Genomic DNA, 20,080 nt, shown 5'->3' on the forward strand with positions numbered 1-20,080 from the left:
TCACGCTCCTTGCGGACGGTTGTGATGGCGATGGCGCAGTTGCGAGAGCAACTCTGCCAGGAGGTTTTCCGCCGCCTCGGTGATCACCGTGCCGGGGGGGAAGATCGCCTGCGCTCCCGCGGCGTAGAGCGCTTCGAAGTCCTGCTCGGGCACCACGCCGCCCACCACGATCATGATGTCGGGACGTCCCTCCGCCACCAGGGCCTTGCGAAGGGCCGGCACCAGGGTCAGGTGCCCCGCCGTGAGCGAGGAGATGCCCACGATATGCACGTCGCCGTCGGCGGCCTGCTTCGCCACTTCCTCGGGCGTGGCGAAGAGGGGACCGATTACGACTTCGAAGCCGAGGTCGCCGAAGGCGGAAGCGATCACCTTCTGGCCACGGTCGTGCCCGTCCTGCCCCATCTTGGCGACCAGGATCCTGGGCGGCCGGCCTTCCTCTTCGCGGAAGGTCTCCGTCTGTTGCTGCACTCGCGCAACGCGCTCTTCGTCCATGCCGGCCTTGTAGACGCCAGCCATCGAGCGGATTTCCGCCTTGTGCCGGCTGAAGACCTTCTCCAGTGCCGCTGAAATCTCGCCCACCGTTGCCCTGGCCCTGGCAGCGTCGACGGCAAGGGCGAGGAGATTGCCGTCGCCGGCAGCTCCCTCGACAAGGGCGTCCAGCGCCTTGGCGAGGGCGTCGGGATCCCGCTCCGCCTTGAGGCGTTGGAGCTTGGCGATCTGGGCCGCTCGCACGGCCGAGTTGTCGACCTTGAGGAGTTCGAGCGGCGGTTCGGACCGGGGCTTGTAGACGTTGACCCCGATCACCGATTGTTCGCCCGAATCGATGCGCGCCTGCGTACGGCTGGCTGCTTCCTCGATGCGCAGTTTCGGCAGGCCGGCCTCGATGGCCTTCGCCATGCCACCCATCGCCTCGACTTCCTCGATATGGCTCCAGGCCTTGGCCGCGAGATCCTCCGTCAGACGCTCGATGGCGTGCGAGCCGCCCCAGGGATCGATGAGCCGCGTGGTGCCACTTTCCTGCTGCAGCACGAGTTGGGTGTTGCGCGCGATGCGGGCCGAAAAGTCCGTCGGCAGTGCCAAGGCCTCGTCAAGCGCGTTGGTATGGAGGGACTGGGTGCCGCCCTGCGTCGCCGCCATCGCCTCGATCATGGTGCGTGTGACGTTGTTGAAGACGTCCTGCGCGGTGAGGGACCAGCCCGACGTCTGGCAATGGGTGCGCAGCGCCAGGGACTTCGGCGACTTGGGATTGAACTGCCTCACGAGGCGCGTCCAGAGCAGCCGGGCAGCGCGCAGCTTCGCCACCTCCATGAAGAAGTTCATGCCGATGGCGAAGAAGAAGGATAGGCGCGGGGCAAAATGATCGATGTCGAGCCCCGCCTTGATCCCGGCGCGGATATATTCGACGCCGTCCGCCAGCGTATAGGCAAGCTCGAGGTCCTGCGTCGCACCCGCTTCCTGCATGTGGTAGCCGGAAATCGAAATGGCGTTGAACTTCGGCATCTTCTTGGCCGTATAGTTCAGGATGTCGCCGACGATGCGCATCGAGGGGCCGGGCGGGTAAATATAGGTGTTGCGGACCATGAACTCCTTCAGAATGTCGTTCTGAATGGTTCCGGCCAGCTTTTCCGGCGGCACGCCCTGTTCCTCTGCGGCGACGATATAGAGCGCGAGGATGGGCAGCACGGCGCCGTTCATCGTCATCGACACCGACATCTCGTCGAGGGGGATGCCGTCGAACAGCGTGCGCATGTCGATGATGGAATCGATGGCGACGCCGGCCATGCCGACATCGCCGGTCACACGCGGATGATCGGAATCGTAGCCGCGATGAGTAGCGAGGTCGAAGGCGATGGAGAGGCCCTTCTGGCCCGCCGCCAGGTTGCGCCGATAGAAGGCGTTGGAGTCCTCCGCCGTCGAGAAGCCCGCATATTGGCGGATGGTCCAGGGCTGCTGGACATACATGGTGGGATAGGGGCCACGCAGAAAGGGCGGCAGGCCCGGCCAGCCGTCGAGTTCGGAGGAGCCGAGAATGTCGGCCTCGCCGTTGACGGCCTTGACCTCGATGCTCTCGGGCGTGAGCCATGTCTCGTCGGAGAACATCAGGGGCGCCGCCGCCCGGCGAAAGGAGAGGCCGGAGAAATCAGGGATACGGCTCATGGCGCGGTCTCGAATTCGAGCGGATCACGGCGACGAAGCAAGGCCGGGGCCGATGGTTGCACGGTACTTTCGACGAGCGGTCGCAGCACGGAGACCGGCAACTCCTCGGCCAGGCGGTATTTGTTCGCGCCGATGATCGTGCCGATGGACGGCCGCAGTCGATCGATCTCGGCTTGGATCCAGCCTGACTGCAGGGCCTTGACGATGCCATGCTCCCGTTCGATGGCCTGCAACTGGGCCCAGGCCGCCTCGCAAAGGCCGTCCGTCATGGCCTCCAGCCCGCCCGAACCAGCGGCTGGATCGCTGATGCGATGGAGATTGGCCTCGCTGATCAGCACATGCTGGCAATTGCGGGCGATGCGGCGCGCATGCGCGTCCGGCAGGCCGTTGGCGCTGGTGAAGGGGAGGGTGGCGATGCTGTCGGCTCCCCCAAGGCCGGCTGCTGCCGTCGCGAGACCGTTGCGCAGGATATTCGTGGCTGGGTCCAGCCGGCTCATCATTCGCCAGGCCGTCTCCGCATGAATGTGGATGGGCGCGGGCGCGAGATCGCAGGCCTCTTCGATCTGTCGCCAGGCGAGACGAAGTGCTCTGAATTTGGCGATGGTGGCGAAGACGTTCTGGTCGGCCGCGAGCGTGAAGCCGATGCAGTGCCGCGCCTCCTCGAGCCGAAGACCCGTCGCCTCCAGCATGCGCAGATAGGCAAGGCCAGCCGCGAGTACGCAGGCAAGCTCGAGGCCCGGCGTCGCCCCGGCCTCGTTGAAGACACGGCCGTCGGCGCTCACGACCGTGCCGTTCTGGCGATGGCCGGCAAGTACGGAAACCGTCGAGGGCCAGGCCGGTGGGAGTGCGCCGGTGGCGGCGAGTTGGCCAACCGGGTCGTACCCGTAGTGAACCGTCCCTCCCGGAATTTCGCCGAGCAGGCGGGCGAGGTCGAGCGTATGCGCCCCTGCCTCCAGCCGTAGCACGATCGCCTTTCGCTCGATCTTGTCCAGCAGCCTGTCGAGATCGCCGGCAAGCGGCACGGAGACCCCGAACCCGCGGGAATACGGGCTGTGGCCGGTCACCAGAGCGAGGCCGCCGGCGCCGCCTTCGAGATCCTCCAGCGCGAGCACATTGGCATCGCTCGCCTGCGGATGGTCGATGCGCTGGACTATCGTCCAGGGCATTGCCGGGGCTCGGCCGGGAATGGGACCGGTACCGGTCCTGCGTGGATAGACGGGCTGGAGGCGTATGCCGTCCGGTGTGAACGTCGTCAGCGTGTCCTCAAGGGACGCGCCCTTCAATACGCCCGCGACAGCGTCCCGCCATCGCGCCTCACCAGCATCCAACTCGCTCATGATTCAGACGAATTGCCCCAACTCAGGGATTTCCGCAACGATCTTACCGACCACTTCGGGTCCCGCTTCTCTCTCTGCGAAGGCGAAAAGCTCCTTGCCGATGGCCTGGATCTGGTTGAGATCCAGACCGAGGGCCATCAACTGGCCGCCAAGCCCGGCAATGCCGCCGCCGACATGACCGACCATGCCGGCCAGCATGCCCATGAAGCCGCCGCTCTGCGCATTCATGGCCTCGTTGGTGACCTCGCGCGCACCCGGGATGGAATCGACCAGTTTTGCCACCGAGTCGGCCGGGCCCTCCCGTTCGAGGAAAGCCAGGACCGCACCGACGGCCTGCGTGGCAACATCGGGGGTTACGCCAACTTTCGCGGATAATTGGGCGACCAGCTCTTCCATATTCATTTCTCCCTGACGTTACGCCGATGCTACCAGAGATTCATGGTGCGCATACCGCCTTTCTCTGTTTCGTATTTTGACATGGAGATCAAGGCCGCGGGAACCCCCGATCCGGTACGCAAAAGGACGTATCGTACCGGCCTGGCCATGCAACCATGGCGATAGACGGCGCGCCTGTTTATGGTGCACCGGCAGACCTGACACTGTGGAACGGGAAGAAATGATCGATCAGAGCCGAATCTTCGTCGCCAAGGGTACCCAGCCCGAATACCTCTCCCTGGCTTTCGGCAATCGCCACGGCCTGATCACCGGTGCCACCGGCACCGGCAAGACGGTGACCCTGCAGGTGCTCGCCGAGGGGTTCTCTGCACGGGGCGTTCCGGTCTTTGCAGCCGACATCAAGGGCGACCTCTCCGGCGTATCCCAGCGGGGAGAAGCCAAGGACTTCATCGTCAAGCGCGCGGCGGAGGTGGGTATTGCCTACCAGCCCGACCAGTTTCCGGTGCAGTTCTGGGATATCTTCGGCGAGCAGGGCACGCCGATCCGCGCCACCGTTTCCGATATGGGGCCGCTGCTGCTCGCGCGGATGCTGCAGCTGAACGATGTTCAGGAGGGCGTGCTCAACGTCGCCTTCAAGCTTGCGGACGACCAGGGGTTTCTCCTGCTGGATCTCAAGGATCTCCGTGCCCTGCTGGCGGACATGGCCGACAATGCCGCCGAACTGATGAAGACCTATGGCAACGTTTCCAAGAGCAGCGTCGGCGCCATCCAGCGCCAGCTTCTCGTGCTGGAGCAGCAGGGGGGAGACAAGTTCTTCGGCGAGCCGGCACTTTCCCTCGTCGATATCGGTCTTGTCGATGCGCGGGGACGGGGAACCATAAACATTCTGGCGGCGGACAAGCTGATGACGGCGCCGCAGCTCTACGCCACCTTCCTTCTCTGGTTGATGTCGGAACTGTTCGAGCAGCTTCCCGAAGTGGGAGATCTCGAAAAGCCCAAGCTGGTCTTCTTCTTCGATGAAGCACATCTCCTCTTCGACGATGCGCCCCCCGCCTTGCTGCAGAAGATCGAACAGGTGGTTCGCCTCATCCGTTCCAAGGGGATCGGTATCTATTTCATCACGCAGAACCCGCTCGACGTGCCGGATACGGTGCTCGGGCAGCTCGGCAATCGCGTCCAGCATGCCTTGCGTGCCTTCACCCCGCGTGACCAGAAGGCTGTGAAGGCCGCCGCCGAGACGTTTCGGCAGAACCCGGATATCGACACGGCTCGCGCGATTTCGGAACTGGGCAAGGGAGAAGCCCTGGTCTCGTTCCTGGAAGGCAATGGCGTGCCGGCGATCGTTCAGCGAGCGCTGATCCTGCCACCCGCAGGGAGAGTAGGGGCCATCTCGCCCGCGGAGCGGCAGGCAATTCAGCAATCCTCCCCTCTCCGGGGCAAATATGAAACGGCCATCGATCGCGAGTCTGCCTTCGAAGTGCTCCAGCGCAGGGTCGAGCAGGGGAATGGCACTACGGAAGCCGGCCAGGAGAGCGGCGGCTTTCTTGGCGGCGTGCTCGGCAGCGTCTTTGGAGGAGCGGCCTCCGGAAAGGCGACTTCGGGCCGCATGTCGACCTCCGAAGCCGTCATCCGTTCAGTCACGCGCACCATTGCGACCACGGCCGGCCGTGAAATAACCCAGGCGATCCTTCGAGGCGTACTCGGTGGCCGATCCCGCAGATGAAGGCAGGCATTTTGTAGTCACGCAACTGATATACCAATATACTTCGTCAGGCTCGACGAGAGCCTGACGCAGCGCAATGTCGAATTTATCATATTGCATTTACCCGTGGGCTGGGGAAGTATTGCTGTCGCATATACGTTTGAACATTTGCAACGTATGAGCTTTTGTGGCGCGACAGCTAGGAGCTCGGGAACGATGGACGGTACAACGATACTGCACCAACGGGCGAACAAAAAAATAATACAGCTCGCCGATATAGTGCTGGTGAATTCCGACAGGGACGTCGCGGAATTTTGGCGTGCAAGTCTGCTCGACTTCGGCATGACGAAGGTTCGGATCGCGTGCAGTATCGTGGAAGCGCTTGAGCAGGTTCGCCTATCCCCGCCCTCAGGCATCGTCGTCGCCCTCCCGGTCCTCGCCGACGCCTTCGCCCTGATGGGGACGCTGAGCCAGGATGAAGGGAACGATCTGCGAGACGTTCCGATTCTCCTCGTGGCCAACCAGCCCAGCCGGGCCGTCCTGCTGACCGCTACGCATGCCGGTTTCGACGCGGTACTGAGCGAGCCGGTGTCGCCGCGGCAGATCTATCGCCGCGTGGCCTCGATGATTCAGCGGGCACGTCTTTCTGCCCGCACGCGCAGCCTGGCGAACTGACGGGGCATCCCGGCAGGGCGCTTCGGGAAGGATCGGCCTGCAGGTGTGCCGCGAACATCGCCCGATTTTGAACGAGTCGGCCCTACCCACCGCGTCAAATGCGCGATAGCCTGCTGCTTTCCTTCATCGCGTAGTTCAGATTCATGCCTCAAATTCTCAAAGCGCTCGATGCTGCCGACCAGGAACTCGATGCCAGCCTCGAGCGGCTGTACGAGTTTCTCCGTATCCCCTCGATTTCCGCCGACGGCGCCTATGAAGCCGATTGCCGCAAGGCTGCAGAATGGGCGGCGGCCACGCTGCGCGAGATCGGCTTCGACGCCTCTCCGCGCAAGACCATCGGCCATCCCATGGTCGTCGGCCATCGGCGCACCGGCCGCAAGGGCGTGCCCCATGTGCTCTTCTACGGGCACTACGACGTACAGCCGCCGGATCCGCTGGAGTTGTGGAATACCAAGCCCTTCGAGCCCGAGAGGGTGAAGGGGCCGCATGGCGACATGATCGTCGCCAGGGGCGCGTCCGACGACAAGGGCCAGGTGATGACCTTTATCGAGGCTTGCCGTGCAATCCTGAAGACGGAAGGCGAATTGCCCGTCGACGTCACCGTTTTCCTGGAGGGCGAGGAGGAGTCGTCCTCCCGCAGCCTCGTGCCTTTCCTCAAGGAAAACAAGGAAGAGCTGACCGCCGATTTCTGTCTGGTCTGCGATACCGACCTGTGGGACCGTGATACGCCCGCGATTACCACCATGCTGCGCGGCATCGTCTATGAGGAGGTCATCATCAAGGCGGCCAGCCGCGATCTGCATTCGGGCATGTATGGCGGGGCGGCGCAGAACCCGATTCGCGTGCTCTCCAAGATCCTGGCGGCCCTGCACGACGAAGACGGCCGCGTGACGCTGCCGGGCTTCTATGACGGCGTGAAGGACTTGCCGGCCCAAGTGAAGGCCGAATGGGAGGCGCTGGGTTTCGACGGCGAGGCCTTCCTCGGCGAGGTCGGCCTCAAGGTTCCGGCCGGCGAGAAGGGCCGCACGGTCCTTGAACAGATCACGGTGCGGCCGACCTGCGACGTCAACGGCATCACCGGCGGCTACCAGGGAGAGGGCGCGAAGACGGTGATCGCCGCGCAGGCCTCTGCCAAGGTGTCCTTCCGGCTGGTCGCGGGCCAGGAGCCAGCCAAGGTGCAGGCGGCTTTCCGCGACTTCGTCGCCCGGCGCTTGCCCGCCGACTGCAAGGCGGAATTCCTCTCCCATGGCGCCAGCCCCGCAATCGCGGTGCCCACGGACAGCCCGCCCCTTGCCAAGGCTCGCACGGCCCTGGCGGAGGAATGGGGCCGCACGGCGCCCGTCATCGGTTCGGGCGGCTCGATCCCGGTGGTCGGCGACATGCAGCGCATCCTCGGCATCGATTCGCTGCTGATCGGCTTTGCGCTGGAGGACGACCAGATCCACTCGCCGAATGAAAAATACGAGCTGCGCAGCTTCCATAAGGGCATCCGCTCCTGGGTGCGCATCCTGCACGCCCTGGCGAAGTGAGGGGGATGCGAAACAGCCTCACCCGACCTTGGGCGCGGCCGGCCAAGGCTGAGATCCTGTCACCATCGGGCTCCCCGGTGATGATGAGGAGACATGCTACAGGCGTGCTTCCGTCCGACCTTTCTCACCTTCGGAGCTTTCATGAAGGCTGTCGTTTTCGAGCAGTTCGGCCAGGCGCCGACGATCCAGACCGTGTACGACCCCACGCCGTCGGAGGAAGGCGTGGTCGTCAAGGTGGAAGCAACCGGCGTGTGCCGCAGCGACTGGCATGGCTGGATGGGACACGACCCCGACATCGTGCTGCCCCATGTTCCCGGCCACGAACTGGCCGGCACCGTGGCGGCGGTCGGGCGAGAGGTGAAGCGCTGGCGCGTGGGCGACCGCGTCACCGTGCCTTTCGTCGCCGGCTGTGGCCGATGCCCGCAATGCAATTCGGGTAATCACCAGGTCTGCGAGCGGCAGTTCCAGCCAGGCTTCACGGCATGGGGTTCCTTCGCCGAATATGTCGCGCTGGATTTCGCCGATACCAATCTCGTGGCGCTGCCCGAAAGCCTCGACTTCGCCACGGCGGCGAGCCTGGGCTGCCGCTTCGCCACCTCCTTCCGCGCCATCGTCGACCAGGGGCGCGTGCAGGCGGGCGATTGGGTGGCCGTGCATGGCTGCGGCGGCGTCGGGCTCTCGGCCATCATGATCGCCAACGCCATCGGCGCCAATGTGGTCGCCATCGACCTCACCGAGGAGAAGCTGGCTTTCGCCCGCGAACTCGGGGCGGTGGCGACCATCAACGCCACCGAGCCCAGGAGCGTGGTAAGTGCCGTGCGCGAACTGACGGGGGAGGGCGTGCACGTCTCGATCGATGCCCTCGGGCATCCCACCACCAGCTTCAACTCGATACGCAATCTACGCCGGCGAGGGCGCCACGTTCAGGTGGGCCTGATGCTGGGCGACCACGCGCGGCCGCCGGTCCCGATGGATCGCGTCATCGCTTATGAACTGGAGATCCTCGGCAGCCATGGCATGCAGGCCTATCGCTACAAGGCGATGCTCGACATGATCGAGACCGGCAAGCTCACGCCGCAGAAGCTGATCGGCAAGCGTATCGGCCTGGATGAGGCGCCCGAGGCGCTGATGCAGATGGACCGCTTCGACGGCCTCGGCATCAGCGTCGTAACGCGCTTCTGAAGTTGAGGCCGGCGAATCGGAAGGCGAGCAGCACCACCACGCCATAGGCGACGGCGCCCACGGTGCCCGTAAGGGCGAGGCGGGCAATCTCCTGGAAGCGCGGCAGCAGGGCCGTGTAGGGCTCCGCTTCCTCCGAGACCATGTACATCGCCTCGGCCATGACGACCGTGGCGGCGGCAATGCAGGCGAGCATGCGCCATAGCCGCCCGTCGAGTTCCATGTAGTTGCGCCGGCTGGCAAGCACGATGAGCAGGATAAGATTGATCCAAGCGCCGATCGAGGTGGCGAGGGCGAGGCCCGCCTGCTGCATCGTGCCGGTCAGGGCGATCTTGAGCAGGACGTTGACGGTGAGCGCGGTGAGCGAGGCCCAGAGCGGCGTCGCCGTGTCGCCTCGCGAGTAGAAGCTGGCGGTCGCCGAGCGGATCAGCACCACGGCTGGCAGGCCCACGCCGTAGGCGAGCAGCGCCTGGGCGGCCGAGCTCGCATTCTCGGCCGTGAACGCGCCGCGCATGAAGAGTGCGCGCATGATGAGATCGGGTACCGCGGCAAAGCCGGCCAGGAAAGGCGCGGCCATCAGCCATGTCAGAAAGATGGCTCGCCTCTGCGCGGCATGGGCCGCCTCGGGCTTGCCGGCTGCCAGCAGGCGGCTCATCTCCGGCAGCAGCACGGTGCCGGCGGCAATGCCGATGATGCCGAGCGGAAGCTGGTTGATGCGGTCGGCGTAATAGAGGGCCGCGACGGCGCCGGCGAGGAGCTGTGAAGCGATGATCGTGTCCGCGAATACGGCGATCTGGGTACCCATCGAGCCGATGGTCGCGGGGCCGAGCGCCCGGAAGAAGCCGCGAACCGGCTTGTCGAAGCTGATGGGTTCGGGCCGCGCCAGCACATGTGCACGCCAGGCGGCCCAGAGAATGAAGCCGAGCTGCAGGACCCCGGAAATCACGAACCCCCAAGTCGCGGCATAGGCGGGCGAGGGGAACAGGCGGTGGCATGCCAGCGCCAGGATCATCGGGATATTCAGGAGGATCGGCGCCGCCGCCGCCGCCGTGAAGCGTCCGATCGAATTCAGCACGCCGCTATAGAGCGCCGCCAGCGTAATCAGAAGGAGATAGGGAAAGGTGATGCGGGTGAAGACAACTGCTAGATCATAGCGCTCTCCCTCGAAGCCCGGCGCGGTCAGGCTGATGAACTGGGGCGTGAAGAGCAGCACGAGGCCGAGCAGAATCACCTGCGAGATCAGCAGGAGGGAGACGATGCGCCCCTGGAAAAGCCGTGCCGCCTCGTCGCCCTCCTGCTGGTGGACCTTGACATAGGCCGGCACGAAGGCGGTGTTGAAGGCGCCTTCGCCGAAGATGGCGCGAAAACTGTTGGGCAGCCGCGATGCGACGAAGAACGCCTCGGCTGCCGGGCCGCTGCCGAGGAGGGCGGCCGTCATTGCATCACGGGCAAAGCCCGTGATGCGCGACAGGATCGTCCAGGCACCGATATTCAGGATGTTTTTGAGCAAGGGCGAGCCCATATGAGATGAGTTCGCCCTGATACGCGGCTTTGCCGAGTCTGAACAGTGACAAGCACCGGCATGCCGCGACGGGCCGGAAAAGAAAGAGGCCGCAGCTTGCGCTGCGGCCCAAGTCTAGGGAGGAAACGCCCAAGGAGGGCTGCCAGACGGGGAACAAATCCGCGCCGTCTGACAAGGGTTAGTTTAGTGTGCGGCGCACAATAAACAAATGCTGAGTTTGCATGGCTGTTAGGCAAGCCATGCAGGTGCGCCGCAGGTGGTTTAACGCCGTTTATCGCGTAATTCGTTATATTTCAGTGACTTAAAGAGAAAGGCGGAGCCTTGCGACTCCGCCTTCTGTTTCGTTCTCCGATGGAAGAAAAATCCAAAGCGATTTGAGGAGGGTTCTTCTTCCTGCACCGAGGCTTACTTCACGGCCGCTTCATAGAGCTCGGCCACATATTCCCAGTTTACCAGGCTGTCGACGAAGGCCTTGAGATAGTCGGGGCGACGGTTGCGATAGTCGATGTAATAGGAATGTTCCCAAACATCGACGCCCAGGATCGGGGTCGCCCCGTGGACGAGCGGGCTCTCACCATTCGCGGTCTTGGAGACGATCACCTTGCCGTCCTTGACGGCGAGCCAGGCCCAGCCCGAGCCGAACTGGGTAACGCCGGCCTGGATGAAATCCTCCTTGGCCTTTTCGACCGAGCCGAGGCCGTCGACGATCGCCTTCTCGAGGTTGCCGGGAATGGCGCCGCCGCCATTGGGCTTCAGCCATTTCCAGAAATGGAGGTGGTTGTAGTGCTGGCCGGCATTGTTGAACAGGCCGGCATTCTTGCCGAAGGAGCCCTTGACGATCTCTTCCAGGCTCTTGCCTTCCCACTCCGTGCCCTTGAGCAGGTTGTTGCCATTGTTGACATAGGCAAGGTGATGCTTGTCGTGGTGAAACTCCAGCGTTTCACGCGACATGTAGGGCGCGAGGGCGTCGTAGGAGTAGGTCAATTCGGGAAGCGTGAAGGACATGGCGTTCCTCTTCATTTGGCATGTGATCAACGGGCATGACGGCAAAACGCCGCCTGTCGTTGCGTGTTCCCGAATCTCCGGGCCGAAATCGCAGATTTCGTGGAAATCCAGGATGGAACCGAGCGCCGAGACTGTCGGCAGGCGAACTTAAGCGGGATGACGGAGGAAGGGAACAGATTTGGTAGAATGACTGGCATGAAATTATGCAACTCATGCCGCCTTCATGGCCTTGAGGGCGAAGGCATGGACGAGCGCGACTTCCTTCAGGCGGTCGAAGCGTCCGGATGCTCCGCCATGGCCCGAATCCATGTTTACCCTGAGGATTGCGGGATTAGGCCCCGTGTTCTTCTCCCTCAGCCGCGCGACCCATTTGGCCGGCTCCCAATAGGTCACGCGAGGATCGGTAAGCCCGGCCAGCGCCAGGATCGGCGGGTATGCCTGAGCAGTGACATTTTCAACCGGGCTATAGGAGAGAATCGTCCTGAAGGCCTCCTCGTCCAAGATCGGATTGCCCCACTCGGGCCATTCCGGCGGCGTGAGGGGCAACGTGTCGTCGAGCATCGTGGTGAGCACGTCGACGAAGGCGACCTCCGCGACGATGGCGCCGAACAGGCCGGGAGCCAGGTTGGCGACCGCCCCCATCAGCATGCCGCCCGCCGAGCCGCCATGCGCCACGATGCGCCCCCTGCTGGTAAAGCCGTGATTGGCCAGATAGGTGCCGGCGGCAATGAAGTCGTGAAAGCTGTTCGTCTTCTTCGCCAGCTTGCCTTCGCGGTACCAGCGCCAGCCCTTCTCCGAGCCACCGCGAATGTGGGCGATCGCGTAGATGAAGCCGCGGTCGACCAAGGAGAGAATGTTGGTCGAAAACTGAGCAGGGATGGAGATGCCGTATGCGCCATAGCCGTAGAGCAGCAGCGGGGCAGATCCGTCGGTTGGCGTCGTCCTACGGTAAAGGAGGCTCACGGGCACGCTTTCGCCATCGGCGGTGGGCGCGAAGACGCGACGCGTCACATAGAGCGAGGGATCGTGGCCGGAAGGGACTTCCTGGCGCTTGCGCAGCACGCGCTCACGCGTGCGCATATCGTAGTCGTAAGTCTCCGCCGGTGTCGTCATCGAGGAATAGACGAAGCGAATCACGTCGGTCTTGAATTCTTCCCAGCCGCGCAGTTCCAGCGAATAGGCTTCCTCCTCGAAGGCGATGCTGTGTTCCGTGCCGGTGGCAAGTTCGCGAACGATAATTCTGGGCAGGCCGTCCTCGCGTTCGATCCGCACCAGCCAATCCGCCAGAACGACCATCGAGATGATGTAGCGGCCGGGTTTGTGCGGAACCACGTCCCGCCACGACCGCCGGTCGGCGGCGGCGAGCGGCACGCTCATGATGCGGAAATCCTCGGCGCCATCCAGATTGGTGAGAACCAGCAGTTGGTCCCGGCCGTCAGCCGCCGGCAGATGCTCGATCTCGTACTGTACGCCGGCCTCCCGCGCCGCGATCAGATGTGCCTTGCCCTCGGGATCGTCGAGGTAGACCACGTGCACCTCCGAGGTCTCGTGGTCATGGATCGAGATCACCGCCATCCGGCGCGATTGGGTCTGGCCGAGGCCGACGAACATGCCAGTGTCTTTTTCCTCGTAGACGAGGCGATCCTCGCCGGGCGACGTGCCCAAGCGATGCTCCCACACACTTGATGAACGGTGATTTTCGTCCATCCTCACATAGTAGAAGGCCGTGCCGTTCGCGCGCCAGACCACGCCGCCCGCAGTATCGGGCACTTCGTCTGCCAGCATCGCGCCCGTGGCGGTATCGAGTATTCGGGCCACGTAGAACTCGGAGCCGTTATCGTCGCTGCTCCAGGCGATCAGGCGGTGATCGGGCGAGGGATCGGAGCCGCCGAACGCGAAGAAGCTCTTGCCCTCGGCCAAAGCATCGCCATCGAGAAGAAGCGCCTCCTCCCCGCCGCCGCGAGGGCGGCGGCAATAGAGGCGATGCTGCCCGCCTTCCCGAAAGCGGGAATAGTATTCGAACGGCCCGTCCGGCGCGGGCACGGAGGAGTCGTCTGCCTTGATCCGGCCCTTCAGTTCCGCGAACAGGGTCGTCCGCAGGTCCTCGCCCTCGGCGAGCCGCTCCTGCGCGTAGGCGTTCTCGCGTTCGAGATGCGCCCGGATATCGGCCGGCAGGGCCGACCCGTCCCGGAGTACCTCCTGCCAGTTGTCGGCACGCAGCCAAGCATAGTCATCGTACAAGGTAACGCCATGGACAATACGTTCGCTCGGCCGCTTCTCGGCGGCCGGCGGAAGAATCGAGGCGGACATGGGGCGTTTATTCTTTCGAATCGGGTGTGAAGTTCATCGCGTGACCATTGATGCAATAACGCAATCCGGTCGGTTTGGGACCGTCCGGAAAGACGTGGCCCAGATGGGCGTCACAGGCGGCGCAGCGGATCTCAATTCTGCGCATGCCGTATGAACGATCCTCGAGTTCGGTTACGGCATCCGCCCGAACCGGCTCGAAATAGCTCGGCCACCCGCAGCCCGAATCGAACTTGGTGTCCGAGCGAAAGAGATCTTCTCCACAGCAGGCGCAGGAATAGGTGCCTTTTTCTTTGGAATTCCAGAACGGCCCCGTAAAAGCACGCTCTGTGCCGTGTTCGCGGGTGATGCGGTACTGTTCTGGAGAGAGAAGCGCCCGCCATTCTGCGTCGGTTTTTCTGACTTTCTTGTTCGGCACAATTGTCTCCCAATATTTTGCCGCAAATGGATGCTATTCAAGCAAAGAACATACTTGGCGACTGATTCGACGAACCCATCGCTAGGTAGTCGTCACTGAGCCGTAGATAGGGAGGAGACCGAGGGTCCGCAATTCTTGCACTGATCACGATGGAGTTAGGTCTTGCAAATTTGCAGGCGGTGTTTGTGGTGGCGCTGGTTGTCGCAGGGGAAGACGATTGGCGACATGGGCTTTATCGTGGCGGTATTTTGATACCGTTCAGGCTGATTCTGTTTAATACGCTGATTGTTCATGCCTTTTTTAGAAAATTGCTTTCTATCCGATGGGGTAGGTCGCTTTCATCCACAGTGAATCTCAGCTAGACCAATGGGGCATTTCAGTACCCAATTGTGGTAGGTGGTGGCCTTACGTAGGCGGTTGCATGTTTTAGCGGCAGTAAACAGCGCCACCTCAATGCAAATTTCAAGCTTGTCTTGCAAAAGAACTTGATTGATAAGAATTCCGAGTTTAAATCAAATTCCAATTCGAATTTCGCGATTCCAATGTTGCGAAGCGAATGTATGGCTGGCTCTGCTGTAATTGAATGGCGCGGCAGTGTAGCCTGTGGTGAACATTTAGTTGAATCAGACCAAAAGAAGAAAGTCGATTTTCCATGAGCGACGGATCAAACAACACCAACTTCATCGAGCTCGCAGCGGACATCGTCTCGGCCTATGTCAGCAACAATTCGGTCGCTGCATCGGACCTGCCGGGCTTGATCAATGAGGTCCATGGTGCTCTCCAGCGCATCACCAGCGGGGTCCAGGAGGTTCCGGCAGAAGCTCCCAAGCCCGCCGTTCCTGTGAAGAAGTCGGTGACCGCTGATTACATCATCTGCCTTGAAGACGGTAAGAAGTTCAAGTCGTTGAAGCGTCACCTGCGCACGCAATACAATATCTCGCCGGAAGAATATCGCGAGAAGTGGGCTCTGCCAGCAGATTATCCGATGGTTGCTCCGAACTATGCGCAGGCTCGTTCCAACCTTGCCAAGCAGATGGGCCTCGGCCAGCAGCGTCGCCGCAAGGGCCGGTAAACGTCGCAGCCCTTGTTGGATCTCTCCATGCAGCGAGAAAGCCGGGTGCCATGCGCCCGGCTTTTCTATTGCGTGCAGAAATGAAAGTGAAGAAAAGACGCTTCTAACTCAGGTCGCCGCAAGAACTTGCTGGGCATCGTGGCGGATGCGCTCGACGAACGACTTGAGCCCGTTGGAGCGCTGCGGCGTGAGATGCTCCTGCAGTTGCAGGTCACGGAAAATCTGCAGCGCGTCGATGGCAAGAATCTCCAGTGCGGTGTGTCCGCTGTAGACGGACACGAGGATTGCGAGCAGCCCGCGTACGATGAAGGCATCGCTGTCGCATATGAAAGAGGCATGCCCATCCTGCCAATGCGTCACCAGCCAGACCTGGCTGACGCAGCCCTGCACCTTGTTGGCGGCGGTGCGAGCCTCGTCCGGCAGAGGCTCAAGCGTCTTTCCCAACTCGATCAGGTAGCGATAGCGGTCTTCCCAATCGTCGAGGAGTTCGAAATTCTCGATGATCTCTGAAATCTGCGTCGTGCTCATGCCTCACCATATAGGTGAGATGCATCGAAAGACAAAGTCCTTCACGGAATGGCCGGCCGCGGCGGCGGCAGGGTCACGACACGCTGCGGCACCGAGGGCGCCGAACCGTCGGCCGGCTCGCTCTTGCCGGCAAGAAGTTCGCCAATCTTGCGGGCGCCTTCCAATCCGGCAGCGCATTTGTCCGGGCTCGCGGCGCAATAGGAGATCGCGGCGGAGACGGCCCTGTCCGTCAGCGACGTCGTGCTCGCGGAAGCGCTCTGCGTGCGCGGCCCCGGGGCGGCCGGCAGGAGCAGGGCGACAACAGCAATCCAGAACACCATGCGGAGAATGAAGAACATTCTCAGGAACTCCCGGTGAGAGGAGCTCACTTTATCATGAGGTTGCTGGATGCCGGCGTGATGAGCGACAGGACGGCCGCCAAAGTGAAGAAGTGGTTAACCTGAAAGGGCATCTCGTTGATACCTTGTTCACCATATTCATCGGTTCGTCGTCCTGGAGGCCGTTCAGGGGCGTCTGAGGCCGCCGCGGCACCGCCGTCTTAGGGTTCGCTTAAAGGACGCGCTGCCATGGTCGTGGGGTCATGGTAGGGAGCGCGGCCGGGGGCCGTGCCTGGGCGTTGCGTCAGTTCGATTGGTTCATATCAGCCAAGGCATCCGTGGACCGTCTGGTCCATGGTTCGGCTCGTCACGATCCCCTGACCGCGGCCCGGCATGGCACCTTCGTCGCCATGCTTCTCGGGGCCGCCCTGTTCGGCATGACCCTGGTGCCACCCATTCTGGCCTTCTCGCAAGGTCCCAGCCTCATCACCGCCGGCGTCCTGTTGCTCGGCGCTGCTCTCCTCGCCATCGTCTGGCGGCTGTCCACCACGGGACGCCTGGATATTGCAGCCCTGATGACGGTGCTGGTCATTTGCGGCTTCTCCGGACTTCTTGCCCGCCAGAGCGGCGGCCATAGCGCCGCCGCCTATGCCCTGCTCGCCATCGCGCCTGCGATCGCCATGCTCACCGGCGCCCGCAACATCGTCATTCGCGCCATGGTCCTGGCCGGCCTGACGGGCCTGGCCGCTGCGCTGGCAGGTTCCGGCACAGCCGTCCCTTTCACCCTGGCCGCGCGTTTCCTCGACGGACTCGGCGTCGTGCTCGCGGTCGGAGCCGTCAGCGGCATCATGCTGGCGGAGCTGCGCCTGCGTCGGTACGACCGCCAGCTCGTGAAGTCCGGCGAGGCGCGGTACACGCTGCTCGCCGAGAATATCAGCGACCTCGTGACCCGCCACGGCAAACGGGGACAGGTGGTCTATGCCTCTCCTGCCTCGCAGGCGCTGTTCGGCGTCGAGCCTTCCGATCTGCTTGGCCAGGGCCTGTTCGACTATGTCCACATCGCCGACCGCCCCGCCTACCTCTCTGCCCTCTCGGCCGCCGAGATGGACGGGCTCTCTTCCACCGTGGAGTTCCGCCTGCGCCGCAAGGGCGAGGGCGCTCCGGTGTTCCTCTGGGTCGAAATGCGCTGCCGGCCGCTCGGCGAGGACGAGGACCGCCAGACAGTCGCGGTGATGCAGGATATCACCGACCGCAAGGCCTATGAGCACCAGCTCATCGACGCCAAGATCGAGGCCGAAAAGGCCAACGCCGCCAAGAGCCGTTTCCTCGCCACCATGAGCCACGAGCTGCGCACGCCGCTCAACGCCATCATCGGCTTCTCCGAGCTGATGCTGAACGAGGAGATGATGAAGCTCTCCGCCGAGCGTCGCCACGAATATGCCGGCCTGATCCACGACAGCGGCCACCACCTCCTGTCGATGGTCAACGGCATCCTCGACATGTCGAAGATCGAGAGCGGCAGCTTCGAATTGGTGCCGGAATCCTTCCAGGTGCGCGACCTTGCGGAGAATTGCCGCAACCTCCTGCTCCTGAAGGCGCAGGAACTCGGCATCGCCCTGGAGACTTCGATCAGCGCCGATATGCCGCCTATCATCGCGGACAAGCGCGCCTGTCGGCAGATCTATCTCAACCTCATGTCGAATGCGCTGAAGTTCACCAAGCGGGGCGGCCATGTCACCATAGGCGCCCGCCAGGAAAAGCACGGCGTGGCCCTGTTCGTTGCCGATGACGGCGTGGGTGTGGCGCGCGAGGACGTGCCGCGCCTGGGAGAAGCTTTCTTCCAGTCCACGGCCGGCAAGCCTACGAAGGATTATGAGCGCACTTATGAAGGCACCGGCCTTGGCCTTTCCGTGGTGAAGGGTCTGGCGCAGCTTCATGGTGGCCGCATGGAAGTCGACAGCCTCGTCGGCCATGGCACAACGGTGACCGTGCTGCTGCCGAACGATTGCGAGAACGAAGCCTCCCGCCGCGCCTTTGCGGGCAGCGCGGTGATCGAGACGCTGCCGGTCCGTCCGGCTCCGGCGGCGACAGAACATTTTATCGACGAAGAATTGGGGAAAAAACGTGCGTGAAGCGTTAGCCCGCTCCGACCGCGATTTCACGCTGTCGGATAAGATGGAAGAGTCGCCGTCGCGCTATGTCGGCGTGATGCGTGTCCTGTTGCAGCGTCCCATGGAGATTGCTGGTCTTGCCGCGATGGCAGGACTTGGCATGGCGATCCTCGTCAACGCGCTCAGCCTGCAGACCGGCATGCGGGCTTCTCCGTTTATCCGTGCCCAGGAAAGGGCAGGCTCCGTCGCGGCGCCGGCCTCCGCCTCCAGTGCGGCCGAACGTGGTTCTTCCGACCAGTCGGCCCAGGACACGGTGGCCGTGCTGCGCGACGTCCAGCTCGCTCTCGCCGAGCGTGGCCTTTACGACGGCCTCGCGGATGGCGTGAACGGCCCCAAGACGACTGCCGCCATCCGTTCCTTCCAGCAGCACAACGGACTGGCGGTCGACGGCTTGTCGAGCCCGGGCCTGCTGGCTAGGATCAATGCGGCCTCGGCGCCGGTGCTGACACCCGACAACAGCATTCCCGAAGCGCCGCAGCCCCAGCCCGTGGACCAGATCGCTGCGCTGATCAATGGCGGCAATCCTGCGCCGGCCTCCGGCCCGCAGCCCGACAAGCGCCTGCTCGGCGTGGAGAAGGCTCTTGCCAACCAGGGCTATGGGCCGCTCAAGGTCGATGGCTTCATGTCCAAGGAAACCCGCAACGCTATCGCCCGCTTCGAAAAGGATCGCGGTCTGCCGGTCACCGGCCAGGTTTCGGAGCGTCTGATCCAGGCGCTGACCCGTTCGGGCAGCAGGATCGAATAGGCGGCGGCACGGGAACAGCGATATGAGCTCGCGGATCAAGTCCAGCATATTCGTCGCGGCTTACATCAGGCGGGCCGAGATCGAGGGCGGCTTCGCCGTGCTTCGCCATCGCGGGGCGGAGGAAGCCGGCGCGATCTTCGTCAAGGTCGACAAGCTTGACGGCACGGCCGCGCTCTACGGCCCGGCGCCGCAGTCCCTGATCACGGAGGATGACGGGATGCGGCGCTTCGTTCGCCTCACCCCCGAGGGTGCCACCCCCCTCGATACCGAAAACAGGCTGCAGCGCGAATTCCGCTTCGACCCAGACCTCTGGGTGATCGAGGCGGAGGATCGGCAAGGACGCCATTTCCTGGACCTCGCTGCCGAATAGGGCGGGACGGGATCCCGTTGAATAATCGAAACTCCCCTGAAAACACGATTACGCGAAGGCTCGGCGACGTGTACGAAAGCTTTACGACTTTTGCGTAAGGTTCGTTTCGCCACAAAAAAGGGTAGTCCAGTATCAGTTCATGGGCTGATGTGCGAAAACGCACACGCGAGTCACGCTCAGACGACGGGTAGCGGCGTTTAGTGCGCACGTACACAAACTGTTAACCTTCCTTACCTGTATATGACCGAAAATCGAAAGCATTCGGAGTTCCACTTTCTGGTGCAATCTGCTGATAGGTCCTGCCATGAGCATCGTGCTGCAATTTCCGAAACAGCCTCGGCCTCCGTTACCGCCGGGTAGCTACGACCGTGAACACAACGCCGAGATCCTCTTCTTCACCGGCGTGCGGATCGAACGCCATACCGAAGACGATCATCAGGACAATCGTCCCCAGCGTCGCGGTTCCGCGGGCGGCAAGCGCCACCGCAAGGCGTGAGTGCCGTCTTCCTCGACCGAGCCGAAAGTGCACTGCTCGGTCTCGCCATCGGCGATGTACTTGGCACCAACTTGAATTCCCGGCGCGCGACAGCCGCCGCCTGTCACCAATATCATTGGCGGTGTCTCGCTCTTCCTGAAGGCTGGTGCCTCGC

At 63.0% G+C, this 20,080-nt stretch carries 18 protein-coding genes; 9 read left to right on the top strand and 9 right to left on the bottom strand.

Features of this window, described 5'->3' with window-relative positions:
* The 3 genes from scpA to AC6H34_RS18555 are packed head-to-tail and all read right to left on the bottom strand — an operon-like array spanning position 1 to position 3,890.
* On the bottom strand, positions 1-2,157 hold the full coding sequence (gene scpA, locus AC6H34_RS18545) for a methylmalonyl-CoA mutase (protein WP_497539694.1): 2,157 nt from the start codon (positions 2,155-2,157) through the stop codon (positions 1-3).
* On the bottom strand, positions 2,154-3,494 hold the full coding sequence (locus AC6H34_RS18550; protein ID WP_497539695.1) for a methylmalonyl-CoA mutase family protein: 1,341 nt from the start codon (positions 3,492-3,494) through the stop codon (positions 2,154-2,156). Before AC6H34_RS18550 ends, scpA begins: the two co-directional genes overlap by 4 nt.
* 3 nt (positions 3,495-3,497) lie before the next feature.
* On the bottom strand, positions 3,498-3,890 hold the full coding sequence (locus AC6H34_RS18555; RefSeq protein ID WP_448148442.1) for a DUF2780 domain-containing protein: 393 nt from the start codon (positions 3,888-3,890) through the stop codon (positions 3,498-3,500).
* A 220-nt stretch (positions 3,891-4,110) separates the two neighbouring features.
* Between AC6H34_RS18555 and AC6H34_RS18560 the strand changes: the two genes are divergently transcribed.
* The 4 genes from AC6H34_RS18560 (at position 4,111) to AC6H34_RS18575 (ending at position 8,978) form a co-directional block, all read left to right on the top strand.
* On the top strand, positions 4,111-5,613 hold the full coding sequence (locus AC6H34_RS18560) for a helicase HerA-like domain-containing protein (protein WP_497539696.1): 1,503 nt from the start codon (positions 4,111-4,113) through the stop codon (positions 5,611-5,613).
* A gap of 195 nt (positions 5,614-5,808) precedes the next feature.
* Positions 5,809-6,267 carry a response regulator gene (locus tag AC6H34_RS18565; protein ID WP_448148440.1) on the top strand — a complete coding sequence of 153 codons (459 nt, stop codon included), beginning with the start codon at positions 5,809-5,811 and terminating at the stop codon, positions 6,265-6,267.
* A 143-nt stretch (positions 6,268-6,410) separates the two neighbouring features.
* Entirely contained in the window at positions 6,411-7,796 is a 1,386-nt protein-coding gene (locus AC6H34_RS18570) for a dipeptidase (protein ID WP_448148439.1), read from the top strand.
* A gap of 141 nt (positions 7,797-7,937) precedes the next feature.
* Positions 7,938-8,978: a zinc-dependent alcohol dehydrogenase family protein gene (locus AC6H34_RS18575; RefSeq protein ID WP_497539697.1), complete on the top strand. Its 1,041-nt coding sequence runs from the start codon at positions 7,938-7,940 to the stop codon at positions 8,976-8,978.
* On the opposite strand, the gene murJ is transcribed toward AC6H34_RS18575, so the two are convergent.
* The 4 genes from murJ to msrB form a co-directional block, all read right to left on the bottom strand.
* Positions 8,956-10,485 carry a murein biosynthesis integral membrane protein MurJ gene (gene murJ / locus AC6H34_RS18580; RefSeq protein WP_497539698.1) on the bottom strand — a complete coding sequence of 510 codons (1,530 nt, stop codon included), beginning with the start codon at positions 10,483-10,485 and terminating at the stop codon, positions 8,956-8,958. The genes AC6H34_RS18575 and murJ overlap by 23 nt on opposite strands.
* A gap of 417 nt (positions 10,486-10,902) precedes the next feature.
* Entirely contained in the window at positions 10,903-11,502 is a 600-nt protein-coding gene (locus AC6H34_RS18585; protein ID WP_497539699.1) for a superoxide dismutase, read from the bottom strand.
* Between the two features lie 210 nt (positions 11,503-11,712).
* On the bottom strand, positions 11,713-13,812 hold the full coding sequence (locus tag AC6H34_RS18590) for a S9 family peptidase (RefSeq protein WP_448148435.1): 2,100 nt from the start codon (positions 13,810-13,812) through the stop codon (positions 11,713-11,715).
* 7 nt (positions 13,813-13,819) lie between these two features.
* Positions 13,820-14,227: a peptide-methionine (R)-S-oxide reductase MsrB gene (gene msrB / locus AC6H34_RS18595; protein ID WP_497539700.1), complete on the bottom strand. Its 408-nt coding sequence runs from the start codon at positions 14,225-14,227 to the stop codon at positions 13,820-13,822.
* 652 nt (positions 14,228-14,879) lie between these two features.
* Between msrB and AC6H34_RS18600 the strand changes: the two genes are divergently transcribed.
* A complete protein-coding gene (locus AC6H34_RS18600; RefSeq protein ID WP_448148433.1) occupies positions 14,880-15,299 on the top strand; it encodes a Ros/MucR family transcriptional regulator in 420 nt (139 codons plus the stop codon).
* Between the two features lie 108 nt (positions 15,300-15,407).
* Here AC6H34_RS18600 and AC6H34_RS18605 read toward each other — a convergent pair whose 3' ends face one another.
* Positions 15,408-15,827, bottom strand: coding sequence for a SufE family protein (locus AC6H34_RS18605; protein WP_497539701.1), 420 nt, complete (start codon positions 15,825-15,827; stop codon positions 15,408-15,410).
* A gap of 41 nt (positions 15,828-15,868) precedes the next feature.
* Complete coding sequence (locus AC6H34_RS18610; protein ID WP_448148431.1) at positions 15,869-16,165, bottom strand: hypothetical protein; 297 nt, start codon at positions 16,163-16,165, stop codon at positions 15,869-15,871.
* Between the two features lie 317 nt (positions 16,166-16,482).
* Between AC6H34_RS18610 and AC6H34_RS18615 the strand changes: the two genes are divergently transcribed.
* The 4 genes from AC6H34_RS18615 to AC6H34_RS18630 all read left to right on the top strand — a co-directional run bounded on the left by AC6H34_RS18615 (position 16,483) and on the right by AC6H34_RS18630 (position 19,926).
* Positions 16,483-18,276 (top strand): sensor histidine kinase, encoded by a 1,794-nt coding sequence (locus AC6H34_RS18615; RefSeq protein ID WP_448148430.1) that lies wholly within the window; start codon positions 16,483-16,485, stop codon positions 18,274-18,276.
* Complete coding sequence (locus AC6H34_RS18620) at positions 18,269-19,060, top strand: peptidoglycan-binding domain-containing protein (protein ID WP_448148429.1); 792 nt, start codon at positions 18,269-18,271, stop codon at positions 19,058-19,060. Before AC6H34_RS18615 ends, AC6H34_RS18620 begins: the two co-directional genes overlap by 8 nt.
* 22 nt (positions 19,061-19,082) lie before the next feature.
* A complete protein-coding gene (locus AC6H34_RS18625) occupies positions 19,083-19,430 on the top strand; it encodes a DUF1491 family protein (RefSeq protein WP_448148428.1) in 348 nt (115 codons plus the stop codon).
* A 304-nt stretch (positions 19,431-19,734) separates the two neighbouring features.
* Positions 19,735-19,926 (top strand): hypothetical protein, encoded by a 192-nt coding sequence (locus tag AC6H34_RS18630; RefSeq protein ID WP_448148427.1) that lies wholly within the window; start codon positions 19,735-19,737, stop codon positions 19,924-19,926.
* Positions 19,927-20,080: the final 154 nt, after the last annotated feature.

Source organism: Labrys sp. ALF-8 (assembly GCF_059699065.1).

Bases quoted from the DNA above. Each gene is read 5' to 3' on its own strand.
- AC6H34_RS18590 (WP_448148435.1), bottom strand. From the start codon at position 13,812: ATGTCCGCCTCGATTCTTCCGCCGGCCGCCGAGAAGCGGCCGAGCGAA.
- AC6H34_RS18630 (WP_448148427.1), top strand. From the start codon at position 19,735: ATGAGCATCGTGCTGCAATTTCCGAAACAGCCTCGGCCTCCGTTACCG.
- AC6H34_RS18550 (WP_497539695.1), bottom strand. From the start codon at position 3,494: ATGAGCGAGTTGGATGCTGGTGAGGCGCGATGGCGGGACGCTGTCGCG.
- AC6H34_RS18575 (WP_497539697.1), top strand. From the start codon at position 7,938: ATGAAGGCTGTCGTTTTCGAGCAGTTCGGCCAGGCGCCGACGATCCAG.
- AC6H34_RS18605 (WP_497539701.1), bottom strand. From the start codon at position 15,827: ATGAGCACGACGCAGATTTCAGAGATCATCGAGAATTTCGAACTCCTC.
- AC6H34_RS18600 (WP_448148433.1), top strand. From the start codon at position 14,880: ATGAGCGACGGATCAAACAACACCAACTTCATCGAGCTCGCAGCGGAC.
- AC6H34_RS18570 (WP_448148439.1), top strand. From the start codon at position 6,411: ATGCCTCAAATTCTCAAAGCGCTCGATGCTGCCGACCAGGAACTCGAT.
- AC6H34_RS18625 (WP_448148428.1), top strand. From the start codon at position 19,083: ATGAGCTCGCGGATCAAGTCCAGCATATTCGTCGCGGCTTACATCAGG.
- AC6H34_RS18610 (WP_448148431.1), bottom strand. From the start codon at position 16,165: ATGTTCTTCATTCTCCGCATGGTGTTCTGGATTGCTGTTGTCGCCCTG.
- scpA (WP_497539694.1), bottom strand. From the start codon at position 2,157: ATGAGCCGTATCCCTGATTTCTCCGGCCTCTCCTTTCGCCGGGCGGCG.
- AC6H34_RS18585 (WP_497539699.1), bottom strand. From the start codon at position 11,502: ATGTCCTTCACGCTTCCCGAATTGACCTACTCCTACGACGCCCTCGCG.
- AC6H34_RS18555 (WP_448148442.1), bottom strand. From the start codon at position 3,890: ATGGAAGAGCTGGTCGCCCAATTATCCGCGAAAGTTGGCGTAACCCCC.
- AC6H34_RS18565 (WP_448148440.1), top strand. From the start codon at position 5,809: ATGGACGGTACAACGATACTGCACCAACGGGCGAACAAAAAAATAATA.
- AC6H34_RS18560 (WP_497539696.1), top strand. From the start codon at position 4,111: ATGATCGATCAGAGCCGAATCTTCGTCGCCAAGGGTACCCAGCCCGAA.